The sequence below is a fragment of the Paraburkholderia sp. EB58 genome, assembly GCF_050436665.1.
GTDB lineage: Bacteria > Pseudomonadota > Gammaproteobacteria > Burkholderiales > Burkholderiaceae > Paraburkholderia.
Window position 1 is genome coordinate 226867 of the sequence record NZ_JBNDMQ010000006.1, and the last position, 21517, is coordinate 248383.

Genomic DNA, 21517 nt, shown 5'->3' on the forward strand with positions numbered 1-21517 from the left:
CGGCTCGCCGCGCCGTTTGCATAACAACGCAGTAAAACATAACGTACCAGAAAGGAGACAAGTGATGAAAGCAGCCATGAAACCCGCGCTCAAGGCGGTCGGCGCCGCCGCTGTCGCGTGCGCGGCACTGAATGCCTCGGCCGCGACGGTGACGATTGCCACCCTGAACAATCCGGACATGATCGAGCTGAAGAAGCTGTCGCCGGCGTTCGAGCAGGCCAATCCGGACATCAAGCTCAACTGGGTGATTCTCGAAGAAAACGTGCTGCGTCAGCGCGCCACCACCGACATCACCACCGGCAGCGGCCAGTTCGACGTGATGACGATCGGCGCTTACGAGACGCCGCAATGGGGCAAGCGCGGCTGGCTGACCCCGATCACGAACCTGTCCGCCGCCTATGACCTCAACGACGTCGTGAAGACGGCGCGCGAAGGCCTCTCGTACAACGGCTCGCTGTACGCGCTGCCGTTCTACGTCGAAAGCTCGATGACGTACTACCGCAAGGATCTGTTTGCGGCGAAGGGGCTGACCATGCCCGCTCAGCCGACCTATGACCAGATCCAGCAGTTTGCCGACAAGCTCACCGACAAGGCCAACGGAATGTACGGCATCTGCTTGCGCGGCAAGGCTGGCTGGGGCGAAAACATGGCGTATGTCACGACGCTCGTGAATACGTTCGGCGGCCGCTGGTTCGACGAAAAGTGGAATGCACAACTGACCTCGCCGGAGTGGAAGAAGGCGGTCACGTTTTACGTCAACCTGCTGCAGAAAGACGGCCCCCCGGGAGCGAGTTCGAACGGCTTTAACGAAAACCTGACGCTGATGTCTTCAGGCAAGTGCGCGATGTGGATCGACGCGACGGTGGCGGCCGGCATGCTGTACAACAAGGAGCAGTCGCAGATCGCCGACAAGGTCGGCTTCGCTGCCGCTCCGATCGAAGTCACACCGCGCGGCTCGCACTGGCTGTGGGCCTGGGCGCTGGCGATTCCGAAGTCGTCGAAGCAGACGGAAGCCGCGAAGAAGTTCATCGAATGGGCTACCTCGAAGGAATACATCGAGCTGGTCGCGAAGGACGAAGGCTGGGCCTCGGCGCCTCCGGGAACGCGTCAGTCGACATACGCGCGTCCTGAGTACAAGGCGGCGGCTCCGTTTGCCGACTTCGTGCTGAAGGCGATCGAAACGGCTGATCCGAATCACCCGACTCTCAAGCCGGTACCGTACACAGGTGTGCAGTTCGTCGGCATTCCTGAGTTCCAGTCGTTTGGTACGGTAGTGGGTCAGAGTATCTCGGGTGCGCTCGCTGGACAGATGACGGTTGATCAGGCGCTGCAAGCCGGGCAGGCCACGGCTGACCGCGCGGTGCGTCAGGCCGGTTATCTGAAGTGACGTGAAACACGCCGGCTGACGCCAGTCAGCCGGCCCTTGGCAGCACAGCGGGCCGTCGCGGCTCTCTGGTTGAGCCTGTGCACCCTGTCCAGACGACCTGGACCAGCACCGGCTCACCTTGACCCCGCCGCGATATCCCGCGGTTTACCGAACAGGTGGTCACATCATGCGTCCTCTGCGCCTTCATCTCATGCATGCCCATCCCCAGACCGAAAAAGAGCGCGAATCGCGCAAGGCCGCGTCCGCACGCTGGCTCGTGACACCATCCACCGCCGTCCTGGTGTTGTGGATGGCCATCCCGCTAGCGATGACGATCTGGTATTCGTTCACGCATTACAACCTGCTCAACCCCGATGAGAAGGGTTTTGCCGGCATCGACAACTACAAATATCTCGCCACCGATCCGTCGTTCGGACCGTCGATTGGGCATACCCTCGAACTGATCGTTGCCACGCTGGTGATCACGGTGGTGGGTGGCGTGCTGATGTCGGTGCTGTTCGACCGCAAGTTCTACGGACAGGGCATTGCACGGCTACTGGCCATCGCGCCGTTCTTCGTGATGCCGACCGTCAGCGCGCTGATCTGGAAGAACATGATCCTGCACCCGGTGTACGGCCTGATCGCGCAGGGTATGCGCGCTATCGGCCTGACACCGATCGACTGGTTCGCCGACTATCCGCTCACCGCCATCATCATGATCGTCTCGTGGCAGTGGCTGCCGTTCGCCTTCCTGATTCTGTTCACCGCGATCCAGTCGCTCGACCAGGAACAGAAGGAAGCGGCGAAGATCGACGGCGCAGGCGCCTTCTCGATGTTCTTCTACATCACGTTGCCCCACCTGAGACGGGCGATTGCGGTAGTGGTGATGATGGAGACGATTTTCCTGCTGTCGATCTTCGCGGAAATCTACACAACCACAGGCGGCGGCCCCGGCACGGCGACCACCACCTTGTCTTACCTGATCTATGCGCTCGGCCTGCAACAGTTCGACGTCGGGCTTGCCTCGGCGGGCGGGATTCTCGCCGTGGTGCTGGCGAACATCGTGTCGTTCTTCCTTGTCCGGATGCTCGCGAAGAACCTGAAAGGGGAGTACGAAAAATGAGCCACGTTGCCGCTTCTCCAGTCTCAACGACGACCACGTCATCGAAGAACGCGCCGTGGGCCGTCTTCAAGCGCGCCATTCCCGGTGTGTTCGCATGGCTGATCGCACTGCTGCTGTTTTTCCCGATCTTCTGGATGACGATCACCGCATTCAAGACCGAGCAGCAGGCTTATGCGTCGTCGCTGTTCTTCATCCCGACGCTCGACAGTTTTCGTGAGGTGTTCGCCCGCAGCAACTATTTCTCGTTCGCGTGGAATTCGGTGCTGATCTCGGCGGGCGTCACGGTGGTGTGTCTTCTGCTCGCCGTGCCGTGCGCTTATGCGATGGCGTTCTTTCCGACCCGCCGCACCCAGGGTTTGCTGCTGTGGATGCTGTCGACCAAGATGATGCCGTCGGTCGGCGTGCTGGTGCCGATCTATTTGTTGTGGAAAAACACCGGGCTGCTCGATACCGTCTCGGGGCTGATCATCATCTATACGTTGATTAATCTACCGATTGCGGTGTGGATGACCTTCACGTACTTTGCGGAGATTCCGCGCGACATTCTCGAAGCCGGACGGATTGACGGAGCCGTGACCTGGCAGGAAATCGTCTACCTGCTGATGCCGATGTCCTTGCCGGGTCTGGCGTCAACCGCACTGCTGCTGGTGATTCTGTCGTGGAACGAAGCGTTCTGGAGCATCAACCTGTCCAGTTCCAACGCGGCGCCGCTGACGGTGTTTATCGCGTCGTACTCGAGTCCTGAAGGCTTGTTCTGGGCCAAGCTCTCTGCCGCTTCGCTGCTGGCGGTCGCGCCGATCCTGATCGTCGGCTGGCTGTCGCAGAAGCAACTGGTGCGCGGCCTCACGTTCGGGGCGGTTAAATGACCGTGACCGAAGCAAAGCTGGCGCTGATCTGCGATTGCGACGGAGTCCTGATCGACAGCGAAGCCGTGGCGGCGAGTATGCTGGTGCACGAACTCGAAGCGCGCTGGCCGGATTGCGATGTCGAACCGGTGGTGCTGCCGCTGCTCGGATTGCGCATCGAGCGGGTGCTCGAAAACGCCGCCGCGCAACTTGGCCGCAGTTTGAGTACGGACGATATAGCAGCGATTCGCCATGCCGTCGAAATCGCGGCAATGCAGGCGCCGGCCGTGGCCGGTATCGCCGAGGCGCTCGCGCAGATTGCGCTGCCCAAGGCGTGCGCGAGCAACAGCTACAGGGCGTATGTGCAGACGGTACTGGCGCGCACAGGCCTCGAAGCGTTCTTCGGCGGCCGGCTCTACTGCGCGGATGCGGTCGCGATGCCGAAGCCTGCCCCCGACGTGTATCTGGCGGCGGCGAAGGGGTTTGGCCTCGCGAGCAGCGCGTGTCTGGTGGTGGAGGACAGCGTCACCGGCGTCACGGCCGCGAACGCTGCAGGCATGACCGTGCTCGCCTTTATTGGCGGCGGGCACGCGAGCGAGTCGCAGTTTGACGCGTTGCGGGCGGCCGGCGCAGCCCACGTGTTCGACGATATGACGCAGTTGCCGGCGCTGGTGGACCAATGGACCCAGCGAGTAACCGCGGAATCGCATTGAGACGCTCTGCAGTCGCGATGCAGCAGGATGGCGCGAGCAGACACTTTCAAACTGGATTAACGTAGTACGAGCAACACACGGAGACACATCATGGCAAGCTTGACTCTGCGCGGCATCAGAAAAGCCTACGACGATAATGAAGTGATGCGGGACATCAATCTCGACATCGCGGATGGCGAATTCGTCGTGTTCGTCGGTCCGAGCGGTTGCGGGAAGTCGACGCTGATGCGCATGATCGCCGGCCTCGAAGACATCACCAGCGGCGACCTGAACATCGACGGCACGCGGGTGAACGACATTCCGCCGGCCAAGCGCGGGATTGCGATGGTGTTCCAGTCGTACGCGCTCTATCCGCATATGACGCTGTACGACAACATGGCATTCGGCCTCAAGCTCGCCGGCACCAAGAAGCCGGAGATCGACGCGGCGGTGCGCAACGCAGCGAAGATCCTGCACATCGACCACCTGCTGGATCGCAAGCCGAAGCAGTTATCCGGCGGCCAGCGGCAACGGGTGGCGATTGGCCGCGCGATTACGCGTAAGCCGAAGGTGTTCCTGTTCGACGAACCGCTGTCGAACCTAGACGCCGCGCTGCGCGTAAAGATGCGCCTCGAGTTCGCCCGTCTGCACGACGAACTGAAAACCACAATGATCTACGTCACGCACGATCAGGTCGAGGCCATGACACTGGCCGACAAGATCGTGGTGCTGTCGGCGGGCAATGTCGAGCAGGTCGGCAGTCCGACGATGCTGTATCACGCACCGGCCAACAAGTTCGTGGCAGGCTTTATCGGCTCGCCGAAGATGAACTTCATGGAAGGCGTGGTGCAGTCCGTCACGCACGACGGCGTCACGGTACGTTATGAAACCGGCGAGACGCAGCGCGTGGCAGTCGAACCGGGCGCGGTGAAGCAGGGCGACAAGGTGACGGTTGGGATTCGCCCTGAGCATCTGCACGTGGGCATGGCCGACGACGGCATCTCGGCACGCACGATGGCGGTTGAATCGCTCGGCGACGCGGCGTATCTGTACGCGGAATCGAGCGTGTCGCCGGAGGGCATCATCGCGCGGATTCCGCCGCTCGAGCGCCATACGAAGGGGGAAATGCAAAAGCTGGGGGGGAAGCCTGAGCATTGCCATCTGTTCGATGCCCAAGGGAAGGCTTTCCAGCGCAAGATTGTTGAGGTGCTGGCGGCTTGATGTATGACGGACGCGGCCTGCGCCGGGAGCCTGGTGCGCGCCGCTAGCCGTGCTATCGCCTGTTTCGTTCAGGCTTCCAACGCCGCCCGCGCGCACAACTCATCCGTCACCAGCCCCGACAGCCACCCACCTTTCAGCACGGCGATCACCGCCTCACGCTTGCGCTCGCCGCCGGCGAAGCCAATCGTCGGCCGCCGCGGCGGTGAATCGAGCGCGACGCTCGTGACACGCTGCCCAGTCGACGATTCGACATGCGCGCCGACCGCGTCGATCGGCAAACCGAGCATCTCGGCCACCGCCTTCTGTTGCATCAGTTCCTTCACTTCCGCCGCGGTAATGAAGCCATCCTCGAACAGCGGACAGTGCGGGCCGATATTGCCGACCCCGACAAAGGCAACATCCGCCTCGCTCGTCAACGCTTCGACGATCCGGTACAGCCGGTGATTGCACCACTGCGCGCGTTCGGCCTCGTTATCGGCGAGCAACGGCGCGGGTAGCAGAAAATGCTTGCCGCCGGTCTTCTCGGAAATGTGCAGCGCGACGTCATAGCGGTTCGAGGAGCCGTCCTGGGCGATCGCCCCTACCATTGATACCAACCGGTGCTGCGGGCGGTCTAGCTGGGCGATCTGATCGACCGCCGCTTTCAGCGTACGACCGCTGCCTACGGCGACCACCATCGGCTTTTCTTCATTCAGATAGCGTTCCATGACCTGCGCGCCGGCGACGGCCAGCTTGCGGTCGATCTCCTCGGGCGTGTCGTTGTCGACCGGCACGACCTCGCACATCGACAGGCCATAGCGCTTCGACAACTGCTCGGCGAGCGCGAGGCAATCGGCGAGCTGATGGTCGACGCGCACCCGGATCAGATTCTTCTCGACCGCGAAGGCGACCAGCCGTTGTGCCACCGGGCGCGAGACCTGCAGCTTCTCGGCGATTTCGTTCTGGGTGTTGCCGGCGACGTAGTAGAGCCACGCGGCGCGCGTGGCGAGGTCGAGTTTTTCGTTGGACTTGGGCACGGTGGGCTTCTTGTGGTTTGCGCCGTTGATAGCAGCCGCTCAGCCTGCTGATTCCGGCATGGTCAGCATCCTTGGACCCTACGCCAGCCGCTCGCGCGACAGGTCGAACAGCGGCCGCACATGCCGGTACAACGCGCGGAAGCCATCCAGCCGCGTGCGCAAAGCTGCATGCCGCGCGGGGTTCGGCGTGAATTCCACTTCCACCGGCGGCTTGGTCAGCACCTGCGCCGGATCGCCTCCGGCCGCCAACCAGCCGAGGCGGGCCGCGCCGAGCGCGGCGCCGGTTTCGCCGCCGCCGTGTTTGCGGGTGGTGGTGTTGAGCGCATCGGCGAGCAGTTGTGCCCAGTAGTTGCTGCGCGCGCCACCGCCCAGCAGCGACAACCCCCTCGCTTCGGTGCCAGCCGCGCGCAGTGCGTCGAGCCCGTCGGTAAGCGCGAAGGTCACGCCTTCGAGCACGGCATAGCCGAGCAGCGCGCGATCGGTTGCGTGGTTCATGCCGAAGAACACCCCCTGCGCATACGGATCGTTGTGTGGGGTGCGTTCGCCGGACAGATACGGCAGGAAGAACGGCGCACTTGCCAGCGCGTCGGGTGCGAGTGCTTCGATTTCGGCGAGCAGGGTGGGCTCGTCGGTCGAGGTCAGCTTGCAGACCCAGCGCAGGCAACTGGCCGCCGACAGCACGACGCTCATCTGATGCCAGCGGTCCGGAATCGCGTGGCAGAAGGCATGCACGGCGGAAGCCGGATTCGGCCGGAAACTGTCGCCGACCACGCACAGCACGCCCGAGGTGCCGAGCGACACGAAACCGTCGCCCGGTTGCGTCGCGCCGATGCCGATGGCGCTGGTCGCGTTGTCGCCGCCGCCGGCCGCGACGACGACCCCATCGCCCAAGCCGAACTCGCGGGCGATGTCGGCGCGCAAGGTGCCGGACGATTCACTGCCCTCGCACAGGCGCGGCATCTGCGAGCGGTTCATGTCGCAGGCGGCGAGCAGCGTATCGGACCAGTCGCGCTTCGCCACGTCGAGCCACAGCGTGCCGGCTGCATCCGAGGGATCGGATACCTTGTCGCCGGTCAGTTGCAGCCGCAGATAATCCTTGGGCAGCAGCACGTAGGCGGTCTGCCGGAAAATCTCCGGCTCATGGCGCGCCACCCACAGCAGCTTGGGCGCGGTGAACCCGGGCATCGCCAGATTGCCGGCGATCCGATGCAGCTCGGGCGCCCGCTCGGTCAGCTCGGCGCATTCGTCGACGCTGCGCATGTCGTTCCACAGAATGGCCGGGCGCAGCACACGGTCTTGCGCGTCGAGCAACACTGCGCCGTGCATCTGGCCGGACAGGCCGATGCCGCGCACCTGCGCAAACTCGTCGGGGTGCTTCGCGCGCAACGCGAACAGGGCGGCGCGCGTGCCGTCCCACCAGTCGGAGGGATTCTGTTCGGCCCAGCGCTGATGTGGGCGCGAAACGGTGAACGGAGAACCTGCCGTGCCGACGACTCGTCCACTGGACGCGAGCAGCAGGACTTTCACTTCGGACGTGCCGAGGTCGATGCCGAGATACATGGGCGCGGAACCTTCGTCGATGAGGATGCGCTACTTTAGCCGCACACGGTGGCCGATGCCATGGGCGTTAGACCTGGCTTGGGATGGAGCGGAGGGAGTGACGCGCGGCGGGGGCGCAGGCGGAAGCCTGGAGGCGCGGTGGGCGCGCCCCCAAACCTCCAGAAGATCAGCCGCGCCTCGCCAGCCAGGCGTCCACGCGGGCCAGCGCGCCGCGCAGTGCCTTCTCCAGATGGGGCGTTTGCGCCATGCTGCCCCACAGCAGTCGGTCGGCGCAGAAGGCCTGCAGCGGATCCGGCGCGGCAAAGAAGGCGCGGGCGACGCGTTCGTCCATCACGCCGTCCTGGTACTTATAGGGCAACTTGCCGGCCTGCCAGCGGTCGAGAAAGCGGAAGAACAGCGCCGGAAGCATCGCGGTGGCGGCCGGTTCGACGCCGCGCGCGAAGCATTCGGCGAGGGTCGGGGCAATGAAGCCGGGAATCTTCGAGAAGCCGTCGGCGGCGACCCGCTGGTTGGTGTCCTGGATGTGCGGATTGCTGAAGCGGTCCAGCACGACGTCGCGATAGCGCGCCAGATCGAGCGGGCTCGGCGTGAGGCAGGGGATCACGTCCTCGGTCACGTAATCGAAGGCGAACTGACGGATTTCCGGGTCATGCGTGCCTTCGTGGATGTAGTTCAGTCCGACCAGCGTCCCTGCCCATGCAATGCAGCTATGGGTGGCGTTGAGGATGCGGATCTTGGCTTCTTCGTACGGCACCACCGAGTCGACCAGTTCCGCGCCGACGCGCTCCCACGCAGGACGTCCCGCGCGGAAGTGGTCTTCGATCACCCACTGGATAAACGCCTCGCCCATCACCGGCACGGCATCGTCGAAACCGGTGGCGGCGAGCACGCGCTCGCGCACGTCGGGAGTTGGCCGCGGCGTGATGCGGTCGACCATCGAACTCGGCGAGGTCGTGTTGGCATCGAACCATGCGGCGAGCGCGTTGGCGCCGCGCCGCTCGAGAAACTCGCTCATGCCGGCATGAAACCGTTCGCCGTTGCTGCGCAGGTTGTCGCAACTTTGCAGCGTCACCGGACCGGCGTTGCGTTGCATGCGGGCTTCGAGAATGGCTGCCAGCGCGCCGTAGATGGTGGTGTGGCCGCCCTTCAGGTCGGTCGCGAGATCCGGGTTGGCGGTGTCGAGCCGGTCGTGTTCGTCGAGGTAATAACCACCCTCGGTCACCGTGAAGGCGATGATCTTGCAGGCCGGGTCGGCGCCGGCCTCGATCAACCCGTCGAGGCTTTCGGACCACGGCACCACGCGTTCGATCGAGCGCACCGTCTCATACTTGCGCTCGCCGCCCGGCGTCACGGTTTCGAGCGTATAGACGCCGTCTTGGGCAGCGAGTGCTTCGAGCACCGGATTCATGTCGCCACGAATATTGCCGACCGTGAGCGACCAGCGTGGCTCGCCTTCCTTGCGCAACTCGTTCAACCGGTGCAGATACCACGCCTGATGAGCGCGGTGAAACGATCCTGCGCCAATGTGCAAGATCACTTGTGCGTCCGCGACGCCGCTTTGGTCGCTGTTCATGTGTGTCTCCTTTGTCGACCGGGGTTAGCGCTTTAGCGCTTACGCCGGTCCCATGCCACATGGTGGCGAAAGTGCTTCGCACGGTCTGGGCGTGCGTTTTCTGATTTGGAGCATTTGCTCTGCATGTGAGCGAATGATCGTACCCGGCGAATCGAAAGTCAAGGCGACAAACGCGGCAATCGGTGGCGCAGCGCCGCGTGGCAGGCCTTTCACGAGGGGTGCAGCGCGTTCGCATCGTTGTATGGAGGGACTTTGCGGGGCTGCTGCATCGCATCAAACTTGACGAGCAAAGTGCGGCGCTTGGAGTCAATGCAAAAAAGTATCGGTCGACGGTGCCGTTTTTAGTGGCGTGCCACGGGTTTGAGGTCTAATTTTCGTTATACAAACCGAAGACCGGCGGCGCGCCAAACCAGTAGCGCTGTACCGGGCCGCTTCAATGGAGGAAGACACGTGCAACCCGATCTCGAACTCGTGGCTGTGCGCCGCGACGAATCGTTCAAGGCGTGGTATCACGGCTATCCGTACCGCACGGTGCGCTGGCATTTTCACCCTGAGTACGAAATCCATCTGATCGTGGCGACCACGGGCAAGATGTTCGTCGGCGATCACATCAGCAGTTTTGCGCCCGGCAATCTGGTATTGCTGGGACCGAACCTGCCGCACAACTGGGTGAGCGACGTGCCCGAGGGCGAAACCGTCGAGCAACGCAATCTGGTCCTGCAGTTCGGTGAGGATTTCGTGACGCACTGCATGGAGAGTTTTCCAGAGTGGGGCCAGGTGGAAGCCTTGCTGACCGCTTCGCGGCGCGGCGTATTGTTCGGCGCGCAAACCAGCGCGGCGATCCGGCCGCTCTTTCTGGAGTTGCTGGCAGCACGCGGCTTACGTCGCCTCGTGCTGTTCATGTCAATGCTCGAAGTGCTGGTGGGCGCTGAGGATACCGAACTGCTGGCGAGTCCCGCGTACCAGGCCGACCCTACGGGGTTCGCTGCGACGCGCATCAATCATGCGCTGTCGTACATCGGCCAGAATCTCTCGGCGGAGTTACGCGAGTCGGACCTGGCGCAACTGGCGGGTCAGAGTGTGAGCGCGTTCTCGCGTTATTTCCGCCGCCATACCGGCATGCCGTTCGTGCAGTACGTGAACCGCATGCGCATCAATCTCGCCTGCCAGTTGCTGATGGACGACGCGTTGAGCATTACCGATATCTGCTTCAAGGTGGGTTTCAATAACCTGTCCAATTTCAACCGGCAGTTTCTGATCGCCAAGGGCATGGCGCCCTCGAAGTTTCGCCGCTACCAGCAACTTAACGACGCGAGCCGCGACGTTTCCGACGAAGCGGCCGCCCGCGGCGCGGGTATCGAGGACGCGCCGTCGATCGTGCCGGCGGTCCAGACCCGCGGTCACGCGCGGACTGCATCCGCCGCTTATCCAACGAGGTAAGCCGGTCATGTGCCGGCTACTGCCCCTATGAACACAACTTTCGATTTTTCAGGGCGCTCGGTGCTCGTTACGGGCGCATCGAGCGGCATTGGCCGCACGACCGTCGAGCTGCTGTGCGCGAGCGGCGCGAGTGTCGTCGCGGCGTCGCGCAACGTCAACGAACTGGCGCGACTGGCCGAAGAGACCGGTTGCGAACCGCTGGTGCTCGATGTCGGCGATCCGCTGGCGATCGACGATGCGCTTGCGGAACTCGACGCGTTCGATGGTCTCGTGAACTGCGCGGGGATCGCTTTGCTCGAGCGCGCGATCGATACGACCGCGGCAAGTTTCGATCACGTAATGGCGGTGAATGCGCGCGGTGCGGCGTTGGTGGCGCGTCATGTGGCGCGTGGAATGATCGAGGCCAAGCGGCAGGGCAGCATCGTCAACGTATCGAGCCAGGCGGCGCTCGTTGCGCTCGACGATCATCTGAGCTACTCGGCGTCGAAGGCCGCGATGGATGCGATCACCCGCGCGTTATGCATCGAGCTCGGACCGCATGGGATACGCGTGAATAGCGTGAACCCGACCGTGACACTCACGCCGATGGCCGTGCTGGCCTGGAGCGATCCGGCTAAACGCGGGCCGGCCTTGCAGGGGATTCCGTTGAGACGCTTCGCTGAGCCGCGTGAGGTGGCGGAGCCGATTCTGTTTCTGCTGAGCGATGCGGCTTCGATGATTAGTGGGGTGGCGTTACCGATCGATGGAGGATTTACGGCTAGGTAGTCTGATAGAGGGTCGTCCCTGGAAGCATCTGTTTGCGGTTTACGGCCCTTACATAGATGTGCAGTCCAATTCATAAAGCTGACCTCAAACCGTTACGCATCATCGAACGTATCGCCGCTACCTGCAAGTCCGGCGGACTATCGACGAGCATGTAGCTCGGTGGGTCGCGCAAGCCGCCCAACACGACCTCGATGAAAGCATTTGACTCAGTACGACGTCTTGTCGCACGAAACCGGGAGTCAACGTATCTTTATTCAGCTTCACGTCCCGCCCTTCACTTCTGCAACGTTTTACGTGATTACCTTGGTCGGCGTATGCCGCCCTGGCAGCAATTTCGGAGTTTTCCTATATCGCCTTTCGATTGTGCGATGCACTGTCCCCCTTTTCGCGAATTTCAGCGGCGCATTGCAAAGGGGGCTTAAATGAAAATTCCAAAATCACACCACGGGCCAGATCAAATGCTGGGTCATCTCCTAGTCACTTTCGCTTCGCTATTCGTCGCCTTCGGCGCGAACGCGGACGGAGGCGACTCGAGCTGTCTCAGTCTGTACGGCAAATCTGGCGCTACGCCCGGGACGCCCCAGTGCATCCTGACTGTGACTTCGAACACGCCTTCGGGAATGGGGAGCTATGGTTGTCGCAATGACCAGCCACTTATAGAGAGTTGGTGTGGTACGCCTGCCCCAGTCGATCCCGACAAGAATTGCGCGGCCGCAGACCCCGTCCTGCCTGCCAACGGTGTAACCACGATCTCCGAAAGTGACTTCGTGAGCGGTGACGATACGCCGTTAGTGTTCAGCCGCACTTACCGGTCGTCGCCGTTTATTCGAACGGACTCTGGCATTGGTGCGGCGTGGTTTTACAACTGGCAGAAGCAGCTTGGTCTGGCGAATGCGACCGGCAATTTGCCGCAGGTTGTTGCATATCGGGCTGACGGCAACCGCGTCACGTTCAATAAAACCGCTGGCGTGTGGCGTCCGGTGGACGGCTCGTCTCTGACTTTGACACAAGGTTCGTCGTCGTGGACGCTGCTGGACCTTACTACCGAAACCACCGAATCATATTCGGCTCAGGGCATCCTGCTATCGGTGAGTACGCGTACCGGTACGACTACTACGCTGACATACAGCGATTCAAGCACGCCAGCGAGTATTGCTCCCTCGCCAGGGCTGCTTATCTCCGTGACCGCGCACGCTGCCTCCACGAGTCCCAATTTTGATCTCACGCTTCGCTTTGGCTACGACACGCACTGGCGAATCACACAGATGACCGACCCGACCGGTGCGGTCACCCATGGCCGGACGGAAATGTTCGCCGCTATGTTTACGACGACCCGCGATTCCTGTCATTGCTGACCGGTGTCGTTGATGAGACAGGCTCTCGTATCGCCACATGGACTTACGATTCGCAGGGGCGAGCCACGGCGGTAAGTCACCCGGATACGACGCGAAATGTCCAGTTCGTGTATGGCAGTGGAACGACTACCCTCAGCGACAGTCAGGGTTCGACCTCGTTGACCTCCTCCCTGATCGCTGGCATGCAGCGGCCCACCGTTATCAACTCGACGTCGGGCACAGGCAGCGTGACCTGGGATGCGTCGGGTCATCTGCTGACGCAAAAGACCGGGAACGGCGACAGCGTTGCATACGCCTACGATGATGCTGGTCGACCGATTCAGTCGGTTACTCAAACTGCCTCAGGTATAACAACGCTCTCGATACGCTATGCCGACGCGACGACCCTCAGGCCGTCGCTCATTGCATCGCCGGGAATGATGCGTGCATTCACGTATGACGCAAGCGGCAATGTGACTGGCACAAGTGAACTCACGACCGACGATCCGACAGGCTCAAATGGATTCAATGCGTCCACAGCAGGCGGCCAGGTAAAGACTTCTGGGATGACCTATGATTCGTCGAACCGGGTTACCTTCGCCCAGCTTTCGCAGAATGGTGTCGTGACCGCCCAATGGTGGATCACGCGCGATCAGACTGGCAATCTGCGCCAGCTTAACGAGCGACTTTCCGGGCAATACTACCGTGTGCCTGTTCGCGATACGGCACACAGGGCCATCGTTATTGACGGAGCCGGGTTCGAGGCGAACCCCGTTTACGACTCCCGTGGGCGCGTGAGTACCTTCTGGTATGTCGTAAGTGCAAACTCCTCCAACGATGCGCTGTCGCGCCTGTTCAAGGTGACCTATGGCTATTCCCCTGACGGCCGGGTGGTGTCGCGTACCGCGACGCTTGCAACAAGTAATGGTCCAGAACTGGCGGTCAGCAGCGACCAGATAGACCAGTGGCTTGCCAGCTACGAGAAAGGCGTCGCGATCGCGTTTCCGTCCCTGCCAGGATCGCTGCAGTCTTCGCAGTCAACTTCATCGACGGACATCGAACCGGTTTGCGCATCGTGCTATCTGTGGGCAGCACAAGGTGACGCAATGAAGCTGTACTACAGTGGGGTAGATCGTGGCCAGGATCAACCAGTCTCAGATTTGACCTTGAACCCGCTCCCCGCACCGAGGTCCATGCTGGGCGCGACGAAGTGTGCCGACAGTTGTGCAGAAGAACGCGCAGCGTGTACGGACACATGCACGCGTGCGAGCGGCGATTTCAACCAACCGCGAGTTTGGACAGGAAAATGGAAAACGTGCATGCGCTCATGTATGCCTGCAAGATGTGGAGGATTCTAAGTGCGAAATACTCAAGAATTGCGAGAGGCGCTTGATCGGCTCGCTCGTGCTACAAAAGGGATGAGCCTCGATGAAACAGTCGCTTTCATTGACGCTGAGATATCTAGCCCGAACAATGCACCATACCGGTCTCATTTCGAACTGCGCAAAGCGCATATCCTTGGAGCATACGGCCGCACTGCCGAAGCCTCCGGCATTCTGGTGCGGTGTGCGGCGGAAAACGGCGATGACGATGAAATGCAGTTTTTTGCTGGCCAGTCCCTCCTTGAAACAGAAGACTTCGCGCTCGCAATTCGGTACCTAAGCCGATGCATCGAAATTGGAGAGTCGAGTGGCGATCTCTATTACGCAGACTCGGCGTATCTGCCACGAGCCTATTGCGCGGCCAGATTGGGGAGGTTTGACGTAGCCCAGGAGGACCTTGTGAGGGTCGAGGATGGCGACAAGCTGCCATGGTTGCACGCCTCCCCCGTCGTTTCCAAAGCTTCGATCCAACGCATGCTGGGTATCGACGTTCCGGATAACGAAGATCCGGTTAGCCATGACGATGTTTCAGAATACCCGCCTCTAACCGCGGCGCAACAGGAGTTGGTGAGTCAGTTGACTGAGGCGCAACTGCAAAGTATCGATGCGGCGATCATGCAAAATGTGTCGCACAACTGGCGAAAGGTGCTGCGAGTCATTTATTCCGCGATGAGCGACAACGACGCTCGCGTCAGCGGTGCGGTCGACGTGTTTTATTGTCAGCGAGTAATACGACTTGTCGAACTTGGATTGATCGAGTCGGTCGGGAACTTGAGGAAGATGGGGTGCAGCGAAGTTCGCTTGCCGCAGGCTGGTGGTCAGGTGCAAGACAAGTGACGGACGAATGAGGCGCGATACATGGCGCCTCTTTCTTTACCGCGATTTGACGCTGGTCGTTTCTGCCACATGCGTAACGAGGCCGAAGTCCTAAGCGTTTATCTCTCAGGCGGGACACCTAAAGCATCGTCCTCACATGCCACAACTCCGGAAACAGCACCACGTCGAGCATCTTGCGCAGATACAGCGCACCGCTTGTCCCACCCGTGCCCTGCTTGAAGCCGATAATCCGCTCAACCGTCGTCACATGGCGGAAGCGCCACTGCCGAAACGCATCTTCCAGATCGACCAGCTCTTCGGCCATCTCATACAGTTCCCAGTGCCGCGACGGATTTTGATAGACCTCGAGCCACGCCGCTTCCACTGACGCGTCGTGCGTGGTCGGCTGGGTCCAATCCCGTTCCAACCGCTCCGGCGCAATCGCAAACCCGCGCCGCGCAAGCAGGCGAATCACTTCGTCATAGAACGACGGCGCGTCGAGCGTGGCCTTCACTTCCGAAAGCACCTCGGGCCGATGCGCATGCGGCTTCAGCATCAGCTCGTTCTTGTTGCCGAGCAGGAATTCGATCTGCCGGTATTGATGCGACTGAAACCCGGACGAACTTCCAAGGTACGGCCGCATCGCCGTGTATTCGGAGGGCGTCATCGTCGACAGCACGCTCCAGGCCTGCACCAGTTGCTCCATGATGCGCGACACTCGCGCCAGCATCTTGAACGCAGGCGGCAACTCGTCACGATGGACCGCATTGAGCGCGGCACGCAGCTCATACAGTGCCAGCTTCATCCACAGTTCGCTGGTCTGATGCTGGATGATGAACAGCATCTCGTTGTGATCCGGCGAGAGCGGATGCTGTGCGGACAAGATGGAGCCGAGCGACAGGTAGTCGCCGTAGCTCATCGATTTCGAAAAATCGAGCTGGGCGTTGTGCCAACCGTCGTCATCTGCTGGCGGCACGTGAGGTGCATGAGCCGCGTGAGCCGTGGCGACGCTGCCGCTGCCGTGACCAAAGGGACAACCCCCTTGCGCCGGCGCGGCACCGGACGTTTCCATCGAACCAGGAATCAACGGCGTTTGCATATGATCGGTCATCGCGCGCTCCTCAGGTCACCGCACCGCGAGCGGCGAATTCAGGCGCCCGCCAGGTCTCTTTGACGAGCACCTCATGCAGCGTTTCAACGGCGTCCCACACATCGACGTAGCGCGTGTACAACGGCGTAAAACCGAAGCGCAACACATGCGGCTCGCGATAGTCGCCAATCACGCCACGCGCAATCAGCGCCTGCATCACTTCATAACCGTTCGGATGTTCAAAGCTCGCGTGCGAGCCGCGTTGCTTGTGATCGCGCGGCGTGACGAGCTTGAGCGGAAACTCGGCGCAGCGCGATTCGACCAGCTCGATAAACAGATCGGTGAGCGCCAGCGATTTCTGGCGAATCGCCTGCATATCGGTTTGCAGGAACACATCCAGTCCGCATTCGACCAGCGCCATCGACACCATCGGCTGCGTGCCGCACAAAAAGCGGCCTACGCCGTCATCGGGCTTGTAAACCGGGGCCATCTCGAACGGTGCGCGATGGCCCCACCATCCCGACAGCGGTTGCGCAAATTCATTCTGATGGCGGTGCGGTACCCAGACGAACGCCGGCGAACCCGGGCCGCCATTCAGATACTTGTAAGTGCAACCCACCGCGTAGTCCGCACCCACGCCGTTCAGATCCACCGGCACGGCGCCCGCCGAGTGCGCCAGATCCCACAGCGCCAGCGCGCCTTTATCGTGAATCAGCTTGGTGAGGGCCGCCATGTCGTGCATGTAGCCGGTGCGGTAGTTCACGTGAGTGATCATCGCAATTGCGGTATCGTCGCCGATCGCCGCCGGCAGTTCGGAAGGATCGTCGACGAGGCGCAGTTCGTAGCCCCGGTCGAGCTGCTCGATCAGCCCCTGTGCGATGTACAGGTCCGACGGAAAGTTCGAGCGTTCGGAGACTATCACGCGCCGCTTCGGGTCGCGCTGGTTCGCGAGCCGCACGGCGGCCGAGAGCAGCTTGAACAGGTTGATCGAAATCGTATCGGTGACGACGACCTCGTTGTGCGCCGCGCCGATCAGCGGCGCGAGCTTGTTGCCGAGGCGGCGCGGCAGCGCGAACCAGCCCGCGCTATTCCAGCTGCGGATCAGTCCTTCGCCCCATTCGGCGGCGATCACGGTCTGCGCACGTTGCGCGGCTGCGGCCGGCGGCACGCCGAGCGAATTGCCGTCGAGGTAGATGGTGGTCGTCGGCAGCGCGAACTGGTCGCGCAGAGAACCCAGCGGGTCGTCCCGGTCGAGTGCTACGGCTTCGTCACGGTTGTTCATGATGGTCCAGTCAAAAAATTGGGTGATCAGGTGTTGTGGGCGGTCGCGGGCAGCGCCCGCAGCACGGCGCGCACCGGGCTCGCGTCGAGCGTGGCGAACTTGAGCGGCAGCGCGATCAGCTCGTAGTCGCCGGGGGCGACGGCGTCCAGCACAATGCCTTCGAGAATCGCCATCCGGTGGGCGCGGATCCGGTGATGCGCGTCCATCGTCTTCGAGTCCTGCGGGTCGAGCGACGGCGTGTCGATGCCGATCAGCTTGACCCCGTGCGCCGCGAGCAGGTCGATCGTCTCGGGTGCGACCGCGCAGAATGCGCTGTCCCATGACGTGGTCGGAGCGCGCTCGTAGGTGCGCAGCAGCACGCGCGGCGGCACGCCCTCCAGCGCGCCGGCCACCTGCGCTGGCGTGACGACGGGCGTTGCGCCGATGCAGTGAATCACGCGGCAGCGGCCCAGGTAGGCGTCGAGCGGCACCGCGCCGATGGCGGCGCCCTCGGCGTCATAATGAAGCGGGGCGTCCGTATGCGCGCCGGTGTGCGGTGACAGGGTGAGCCGGGCGACATTGACCGGCGAGCCGGCTTCCATGCGCCAGACGCGCTCGATGCCGACCGGCGTATCGCCCGGCCAGACGGGCGTCGCGGTGTCGATGGCGGGGGTGATATCCCAGAGGGTATTCATGTCTCCGTTGTCTCTTCCAGTCTATTGCAGGAATGATAGGCGGCCCGTCATGAAATGTGCTTGCGAAAAAATCTCGTTTTTTGGTCTCTCTTGGAACATAATTTGATTCAAAGAGGAAAGGGAGACCGAATATGAACGCGATCTCGCTCGACGCCACCGATTGCCGTATCTTGACGGTGCTTCAGCAAGAAGGAAGGATCAGCAATCTCGACCTGGCGGAGCGGATCTCGCTCTCGCCTTCGGCCTGCCTGCGCAGGCTGCGCTTGCTGGAGGAGCAGGGTGTCATCGAACGCTACCGGGCGTGCCTGAACCGCGAGGTGCTGGGCTTCGAACTGGAGGCGTTCGTGCAGGTGTCGATGCGCAACGACCAGCAAAACTGGCACGAGCGCTTCGCCGAGGCGTTGCGCGACTGGCCGGAGGTGGTCGGCGCATTCGTGGTGACGGGCGAAACCCACTATCTGCTGCGGGTGCTCGCGCACAACCTCAAACACTATTCGGATTTCGTGCTTGAGCGGCTGTACAAGGCGCCCGGAGTGATGGATATCCGCTCGAATATCGTGCTGCAGACGCTTAAGGAAGATTCCGGCGTGCCGGTGGCACTGGTGGCCGCGGCGGCGTCCCGAGGCAGCGTGGTCGCGGGCGACTGAAGGAAAGGTTGGGGATGGGGCCCGGTCGCGGGCCTTATTGCTGCCGGGCGCCGCCTACAGCGGCTTCAGCCCGTGAAATTGCCCGTTCTGGAACACCAGCGGCGCGATGTCTCCGGCATTCTCATTGACCCCGCAGCGTTCCACCTCGCCCACAAAAATGACGTGGTCGCCTTCCACGTAGCGGCTGCGATTGTGGCATTCAAACCACGCTAGCGCCCCGTCGAGCACCGGCATGCCGGAATCGCCCGCCGCGTGCGAGACGCCCTCGAAGCGGTCGCCCTTCACCGTCGCAAAACGCTTGCACAGGTCGAGCTGCGTCGCGGCCAGCACGTTGACGACATAATGACTGTTCGCCTGGAACGCCGGCATCGACGCCGAGCGCGTGGCTAGGCTCCACAGCACAAGCGGCGGCGTCAGCGATACCGAGTTGAAAGAACTGGCCGTGATACCGATCAACTGGCCCGACGCGGCACGCGTGGTGATCACGGTGACGCCGGTGGCGAACTGGCCCAGCGCCTTCTTGAAGGCGAGCTGGTCGAAGTTGGGCGGACTGGCGCGCTTCATCGGACGCAGGTCCACTGGGCTGGCCGGGTGGCCACGTGGCGGCCGCGATGGGAATAACTTGATTCGAAAGTCATGTAGAAAATCGGCGATTTGTCCCAATTTTAACGGAATCGCGGGCGGACTGGCCGCGAACCTTGGCCGTCGCGCTGACGTGGCCCGTTTCATGCGTCGAACGTGCAGATGCCGCGAGATTGGGTGCGATGAGTGGCGGCGCGACGTGGCCCCGCACAACGGCGGGCGGCAATCAATCAGGAGCAGGCAGCATGACTCAGACAGTTGAAGTCGCCACCCTCGGCGGCGGATGTTTTTGGTGTCTTGAAGCGGTGTTTCTCGGCGTCGAGGGCGTCAGCGCCGTGGAGTCGGGCTACGCGGGCGGCCAGACCCAGCGTCCGACCTATGAGCAGGTGTGCGACGGCGACACCGGCCACGCGGAAGTCGTGAAGGTCGAATTCGATCCGTCCACGATTAGCTACCGCGAAATTCTCGATATTTTTTTCGCGATCCACGATCCGACCCAGCTTAACCGGCAGGGCAACGATGTCGGCACGCAATACCGCTCGGTGGTTTTCACACACTCGGAAGCGCAACGCGAGACGGCGCTGCAGGCCATCCGCGAGGTCGCAGCCGAAGGTATCTACGATGGGCAGATCGTTACCCAGGTGTTGCCGCTCGACGGCAACTACTGGTCGGCCGAAGCCTATCATCAGAACTATTTTGCGCAGCACCCGAACCAGGGCTATTGCTCGGTCGTCGTGGCGCCAAAGGTGGCGAAGTTTCGTCAGAAGTTCGCGCATCGGGTGAAGGCGAGCTGAGCGCGAGCGGGGCCGGCGCGCTTCACGCAGGACTCGGGTCGTCGCAGGCGGTGCCCGGCGCGCTCGCGCGTCAAGCAGGTTCATCCGGCTCGACGCTCGACCCTTCATCCATCAACCGCGCGTAGGCGTCGACAATCGCCCGCGCGAGTTTGATGCAGCTTAGCGGCGCCGACCCTTCTGCCTTGTTGTTCACGGCAATCACGACCGGCTGGCCCGCGATCGCATAACGCGCAGCCAGCTCCGCTAGTGCGATGCGCGTGCCCGGATCTTCGTCGACGAGGCGGTCGAACGGTTCGTACTTCGCCTTCGCCTGTTCGTATTTGAAGCCGCTGTGCAAGCTCCAGCGCACGATCAACGGGCCGGCCGGTTCGCCATCGAGCAGCGCGAGCGCAGCCGTCTGACGCAGCGGGTCGGGCATGCGCGCGTGCAGCCCCACGCAATAGCGCACACCGGCCGCTTTCAGCGTCCGGATGAAGCGGGGCGTCAGCAGGCACGCATCGCGAATCTCAACCGCATACCAGGTGCCCTCCGGCAAACGTGGCAACGCGCCCAGAAACTCAGCAAGTCGCTCGATGAAGCCAGCCGGGTCCGCCAGCATCTGATCCGGCAACGGCGAGAACTGGAACACCAGCGCGCCCGCCTTCGTGCCGAGTCCGTCGAGACAGGGCTGCACAAACTCGTCGGTGGCCAGTTGCGCATTCAGAAAGCATGGATTGAGCGAAACCGGTTCGCCGCGCTCGGCGCGCACGGTGGCGTCCGTGACGAGCGCCGGCGCTTTGACGATGAAGCGGAAGTGGTCCGGCACCTGCTGCGCATAGCGCAGATAGTCGGTGACGGTGAGCGGCGCATAAAACGAGCGGTCGATGCTGACCGTGCGCAGCACCGGATGCGCGCCGTAAGCGGTGAGGCCATCGCGCGACAGCTTGCTGTTGCTGTAGTCGTCGCCGTAGACGATGCCTTTCCAGCCCGGAAATGACCACGTCGAGGTGCCTAGATGGATCTGTGGCGGCAGCGCGCGGGCGATCTCCAGGACTTCGGTGGAAGGTTCAGCGGGGAGGACGTCGCGGGTGCGGCGCTTTTTAGGCGGGGCGGCGGCAGGATCGGCCGGCTCGGTTTCCTTGAGGCTTTTCGCAGCAGCGGGGCCGCCCGCCCGGCCATTGCCGCTTGCCGCGCCACTCTCGGGGTTGCCCACCGGCATACCGAACAAATCCAGTTGCCCGGCATCAAGGTCCGGCTGGTGCGCCGCTGCATCCGTCAGCAACGGGATTTCGTTTGCTCCGCCTTGGTCCATCGATTTCTTGTTCTGCTGTCAAAA

Annotated in this window: 20 protein-coding genes; 12 read left to right on the forward strand and 8 right to left on the reverse strand. The window is 62.3% G+C overall.

Features of this window, described 5'->3' with window-relative positions; all coding sequences use genetic code 11:
* The first annotated feature begins 64 nt into the window (after nt 1–64).
* From P3T40_RS11605 to P3T40_RS11625, 5 genes are all read left to right on the forward strand, one after another.
* Nucleotides 65–1387, forward strand: a complete 1323-nt coding sequence (locus P3T40_RS11605; RefSeq protein ID WP_429267826.1) for an ABC transporter substrate-binding protein — start codon at nt 65–67, stop codon at nt 1385–1387.
* A gap of 166 nt (nt 1388–1553) precedes the next feature.
* The gene (locus P3T40_RS11610) at nt 1554–2489 is read left to right on the forward strand and encodes a carbohydrate ABC transporter permease (protein WP_429267827.1); all 936 of its coding nucleotides are present in this window, start codon (nt 1554–1556) and stop codon (nt 2487–2489) included.
* A complete protein-coding gene (locus P3T40_RS11615) occupies nt 2486–3355 on the forward strand; it encodes a carbohydrate ABC transporter permease (RefSeq protein WP_429267828.1) in 870 nt (289 codons plus the stop codon). The genes P3T40_RS11610 and P3T40_RS11615 overlap by 4 nt, the downstream gene beginning before the upstream one ends.
* Nucleotides 3352–4047, forward strand: a complete 696-nt coding sequence (locus tag P3T40_RS11620; RefSeq protein WP_429267829.1) for an HAD family hydrolase — start codon at nt 3352–3354, stop codon at nt 4045–4047. The genes P3T40_RS11615 and P3T40_RS11620 overlap by 4 nt, the downstream gene beginning before the upstream one ends.
* Before the next feature lie 90 nt (nt 4048–4137).
* Nucleotides 4138–5247, forward strand: a complete 1110-nt coding sequence (locus P3T40_RS11625; protein WP_429267830.1) for an ABC transporter ATP-binding protein — start codon at nt 4138–4140, stop codon at nt 5245–5247.
* Between the two features lie 68 nt (nt 5248–5315).
* Here P3T40_RS11625 and P3T40_RS11630 read toward each other — a convergent pair whose 3' ends face one another.
* From P3T40_RS11630 to dalD, 3 genes are all read right to left on the reverse strand, one after another.
* Nucleotides 5316–6263 (reverse strand): sugar-binding transcriptional regulator, encoded by a 948-nt coding sequence (locus tag P3T40_RS11630; protein ID WP_429267831.1) that lies wholly within the window; start codon nt 6261–6263, stop codon nt 5316–5318.
* A 78-nt stretch (nt 6264–6341) separates the two neighbouring features.
* Nucleotides 6342–7823 carry a xylulokinase gene (xylB, locus tag P3T40_RS11635; protein ID WP_429267832.1) on the reverse strand — a complete coding sequence of 494 codons (1482 nt, stop codon included), beginning with the start codon at nt 7821–7823 and terminating at the stop codon, nt 6342–6344.
* Nucleotides 7824–7989: 166 nt separating this feature from the next.
* A complete protein-coding gene (dalD, locus tag P3T40_RS11640; RefSeq protein ID WP_429267833.1) occupies nt 7990–9396 on the reverse strand; it encodes a D-arabinitol 4-dehydrogenase in 1407 nt (468 codons plus the stop codon).
* 450 nt (nt 9397–9846) lie between these two features.
* Here dalD and P3T40_RS11645 point away from each other — a divergent pair, with 450 nt between their 5' ends.
* The 5 genes from P3T40_RS11645 (at nt 9847) to P3T40_RS11665 (ending at nt 15154) form a co-directional block, all read left to right on the forward strand.
* On the forward strand, nt 9847–10836 hold the full coding sequence (locus P3T40_RS11645; RefSeq protein ID WP_429267834.1) for an AraC family transcriptional regulator: 990 nt from the start codon (nt 9847–9849) through the stop codon (nt 10834–10836).
* A gap of 27 nt (nt 10837–10863) precedes the next feature.
* Nucleotides 10864–11601: an SDR family oxidoreductase gene (locus P3T40_RS11650; RefSeq protein WP_429267835.1), complete on the forward strand. Its 738-nt coding sequence runs from the start codon at nt 10864–10866 to the stop codon at nt 11599–11601.
* 620 nt (nt 11602–12221) lie between these two features.
* The gene (locus tag P3T40_RS11655; protein WP_429267936.1) at nt 12222–12956 is read left to right on the forward strand and encodes a DUF6531 domain-containing protein; all 735 of its coding nucleotides are present in this window, start codon (nt 12222–12224) and stop codon (nt 12954–12956) included.
* Nucleotides 12950–14293, forward strand: a complete 1344-nt coding sequence (locus P3T40_RS11660) for a hypothetical protein (protein ID WP_429267836.1) — start codon at nt 12950–12952, stop codon at nt 14291–14293. Before P3T40_RS11655 ends, P3T40_RS11660 begins: the two co-directional genes overlap by 7 nt.
* Entirely contained in the window at nt 14294–15154 is an 861-nt protein-coding gene (locus P3T40_RS11665) for a DUF3658 domain-containing protein (RefSeq protein WP_429267837.1), read from the forward strand.
* A gap of 118 nt (nt 15155–15272) precedes the next feature.
* Here the strand turns inward: P3T40_RS11665 and kynA are convergent, their stop codons facing one another.
* Genes kynA through kynB form a run of 3 tightly spaced genes read right to left on the reverse strand, consistent with a single transcriptional unit; the run spans nt 15273 to nt 18179 of the window.
* The gene (kynA, locus tag P3T40_RS11670) at nt 15273–16244 is read right to left on the reverse strand and encodes a tryptophan 2,3-dioxygenase (RefSeq protein ID WP_429267838.1); all 972 of its coding nucleotides are present in this window, start codon (nt 16242–16244) and stop codon (nt 15273–15275) included.
* Nucleotides 16245–16254: 10 nt separating this feature from the next.
* Nucleotides 16255–17505 (reverse strand): kynureninase, encoded by a 1251-nt coding sequence (kynU, locus tag P3T40_RS11675; RefSeq protein WP_429267839.1) that lies wholly within the window; start codon nt 17503–17505, stop codon nt 16255–16257.
* 26 nt (nt 17506–17531) lie between these two features.
* Nucleotides 17532–18179 (reverse strand): arylformamidase, encoded by a 648-nt coding sequence (gene kynB, locus P3T40_RS11680; protein ID WP_429267840.1) that lies wholly within the window; start codon nt 18177–18179, stop codon nt 17532–17534.
* Nucleotides 18180–18310: 131 nt separating this feature from the next.
* On the opposite strand from kynB, the gene P3T40_RS11685 reads away from it, so the two are divergent.
* Nucleotides 18311–18826, forward strand: coding sequence for an Lrp/AsnC family transcriptional regulator (locus tag P3T40_RS11685; RefSeq protein WP_429267841.1), 516 nt, complete (start codon nt 18311–18313; stop codon nt 18824–18826).
* 54 nt (nt 18827–18880) lie between these two features.
* Here P3T40_RS11685 and P3T40_RS11690 read toward each other — a convergent pair whose 3' ends face one another.
* Nucleotides 18881–19390, reverse strand: coding sequence for a flavin reductase family protein (locus P3T40_RS11690; protein WP_429267937.1), 510 nt, complete (start codon nt 19388–19390; stop codon nt 18881–18883).
* A 263-nt stretch (nt 19391–19653) separates the two neighbouring features.
* Between P3T40_RS11690 and msrA the strand changes: the two genes are divergently transcribed.
* The gene (msrA, locus tag P3T40_RS11695) at nt 19654–20202 is read left to right on the forward strand and encodes a peptide-methionine (S)-S-oxide reductase MsrA (protein WP_429267842.1); all 549 of its coding nucleotides are present in this window, start codon (nt 19654–19656) and stop codon (nt 20200–20202) included.
* A 70-nt stretch (nt 20203–20272) separates the two neighbouring features.
* On the opposite strand, the gene P3T40_RS11700 is transcribed toward msrA, so the two are convergent.
* Nucleotides 20273–21493, reverse strand: coding sequence for a DUF72 domain-containing protein (locus P3T40_RS11700; RefSeq protein WP_429267843.1), 1221 nt, complete (start codon nt 21491–21493; stop codon nt 20273–20275).
* Nucleotides 21494–21517 lie beyond the last annotated feature (24 nt).

Excerpts from the sequence above, each read along its gene's own strand:
- P3T40_RS11605 (WP_429267826.1), top strand. The coding sequence starts at position 65 with ATGAAAGCAGCCATGAAACCCGCGCTCAAGGCGGTCGGCGCCGCCGCT.
- P3T40_RS11610 (WP_429267827.1), top strand. The coding sequence starts at position 1,554 with ATGCGTCCTCTGCGCCTTCATCTCATGCATGCCCATCCCCAGACCGAA.
- P3T40_RS11615 (WP_429267828.1), top strand. The coding sequence starts at position 2,486 with ATGAGCCACGTTGCCGCTTCTCCAGTCTCAACGACGACCACGTCATCG.
- P3T40_RS11620 (WP_429267829.1), top strand. The coding sequence starts at position 3,352 with ATGACCGTGACCGAAGCAAAGCTGGCGCTGATCTGCGATTGCGACGGA.
- P3T40_RS11625 (WP_429267830.1), top strand. The coding sequence starts at position 4,138 with ATGGCAAGCTTGACTCTGCGCGGCATCAGAAAAGCCTACGACGATAAT.
- xylB (WP_429267832.1), bottom strand. The coding sequence starts at position 7,823 with ATGTATCTCGGCATCGACCTCGGCACGTCCGAAGTGAAAGTCCTGCTG.
- dalD (WP_429267833.1), bottom strand. The coding sequence starts at position 9,396 with ATGAACAGCGACCAAAGCGGCGTCGCGGACGCACAAGTGATCTTGCAC.
- P3T40_RS11650 (WP_429267835.1), top strand. The coding sequence starts at position 10,864 with ATGAACACAACTTTCGATTTTTCAGGGCGCTCGGTGCTCGTTACGGGC.
- P3T40_RS11655 (WP_429267936.1), top strand. The coding sequence starts at position 12,222 with ATGGGGAGCTATGGTTGTCGCAATGACCAGCCACTTATAGAGAGTTGG.
- kynA (WP_429267838.1), bottom strand. The coding sequence starts at position 16,244 with ATGACCGATCATATGCAAACGCCGTTGATTCCTGGTTCGATGGAAACG.
- kynU (WP_429267839.1), bottom strand. The coding sequence starts at position 17,505 with ATGAACAACCGTGACGAAGCCGTAGCACTCGACCGGGACGACCCGCTG.
- kynB (WP_429267840.1), bottom strand. The coding sequence starts at position 18,179 with ATGAATACCCTCTGGGATATCACCCCCGCCATCGACACCGCGACGCCC.
- P3T40_RS11685 (WP_429267841.1), top strand. The coding sequence starts at position 18,311 with ATGAACGCGATCTCGCTCGACGCCACCGATTGCCGTATCTTGACGGTG.
- P3T40_RS11690 (WP_429267937.1), bottom strand. The coding sequence starts at position 19,390 with ATGAAGCGCGCCAGTCCGCCCAACTTCGACCAGCTCGCCTTCAAGAAG.
- msrA (WP_429267842.1), top strand. The coding sequence starts at position 19,654 with ATGACTCAGACAGTTGAAGTCGCCACCCTCGGCGGCGGATGTTTTTGG.
- P3T40_RS11700 (WP_429267843.1), bottom strand. The coding sequence starts at position 21,493 with ATGGACCAAGGCGGAGCAAACGAAATCCCGTTGCTGACGGATGCAGCG.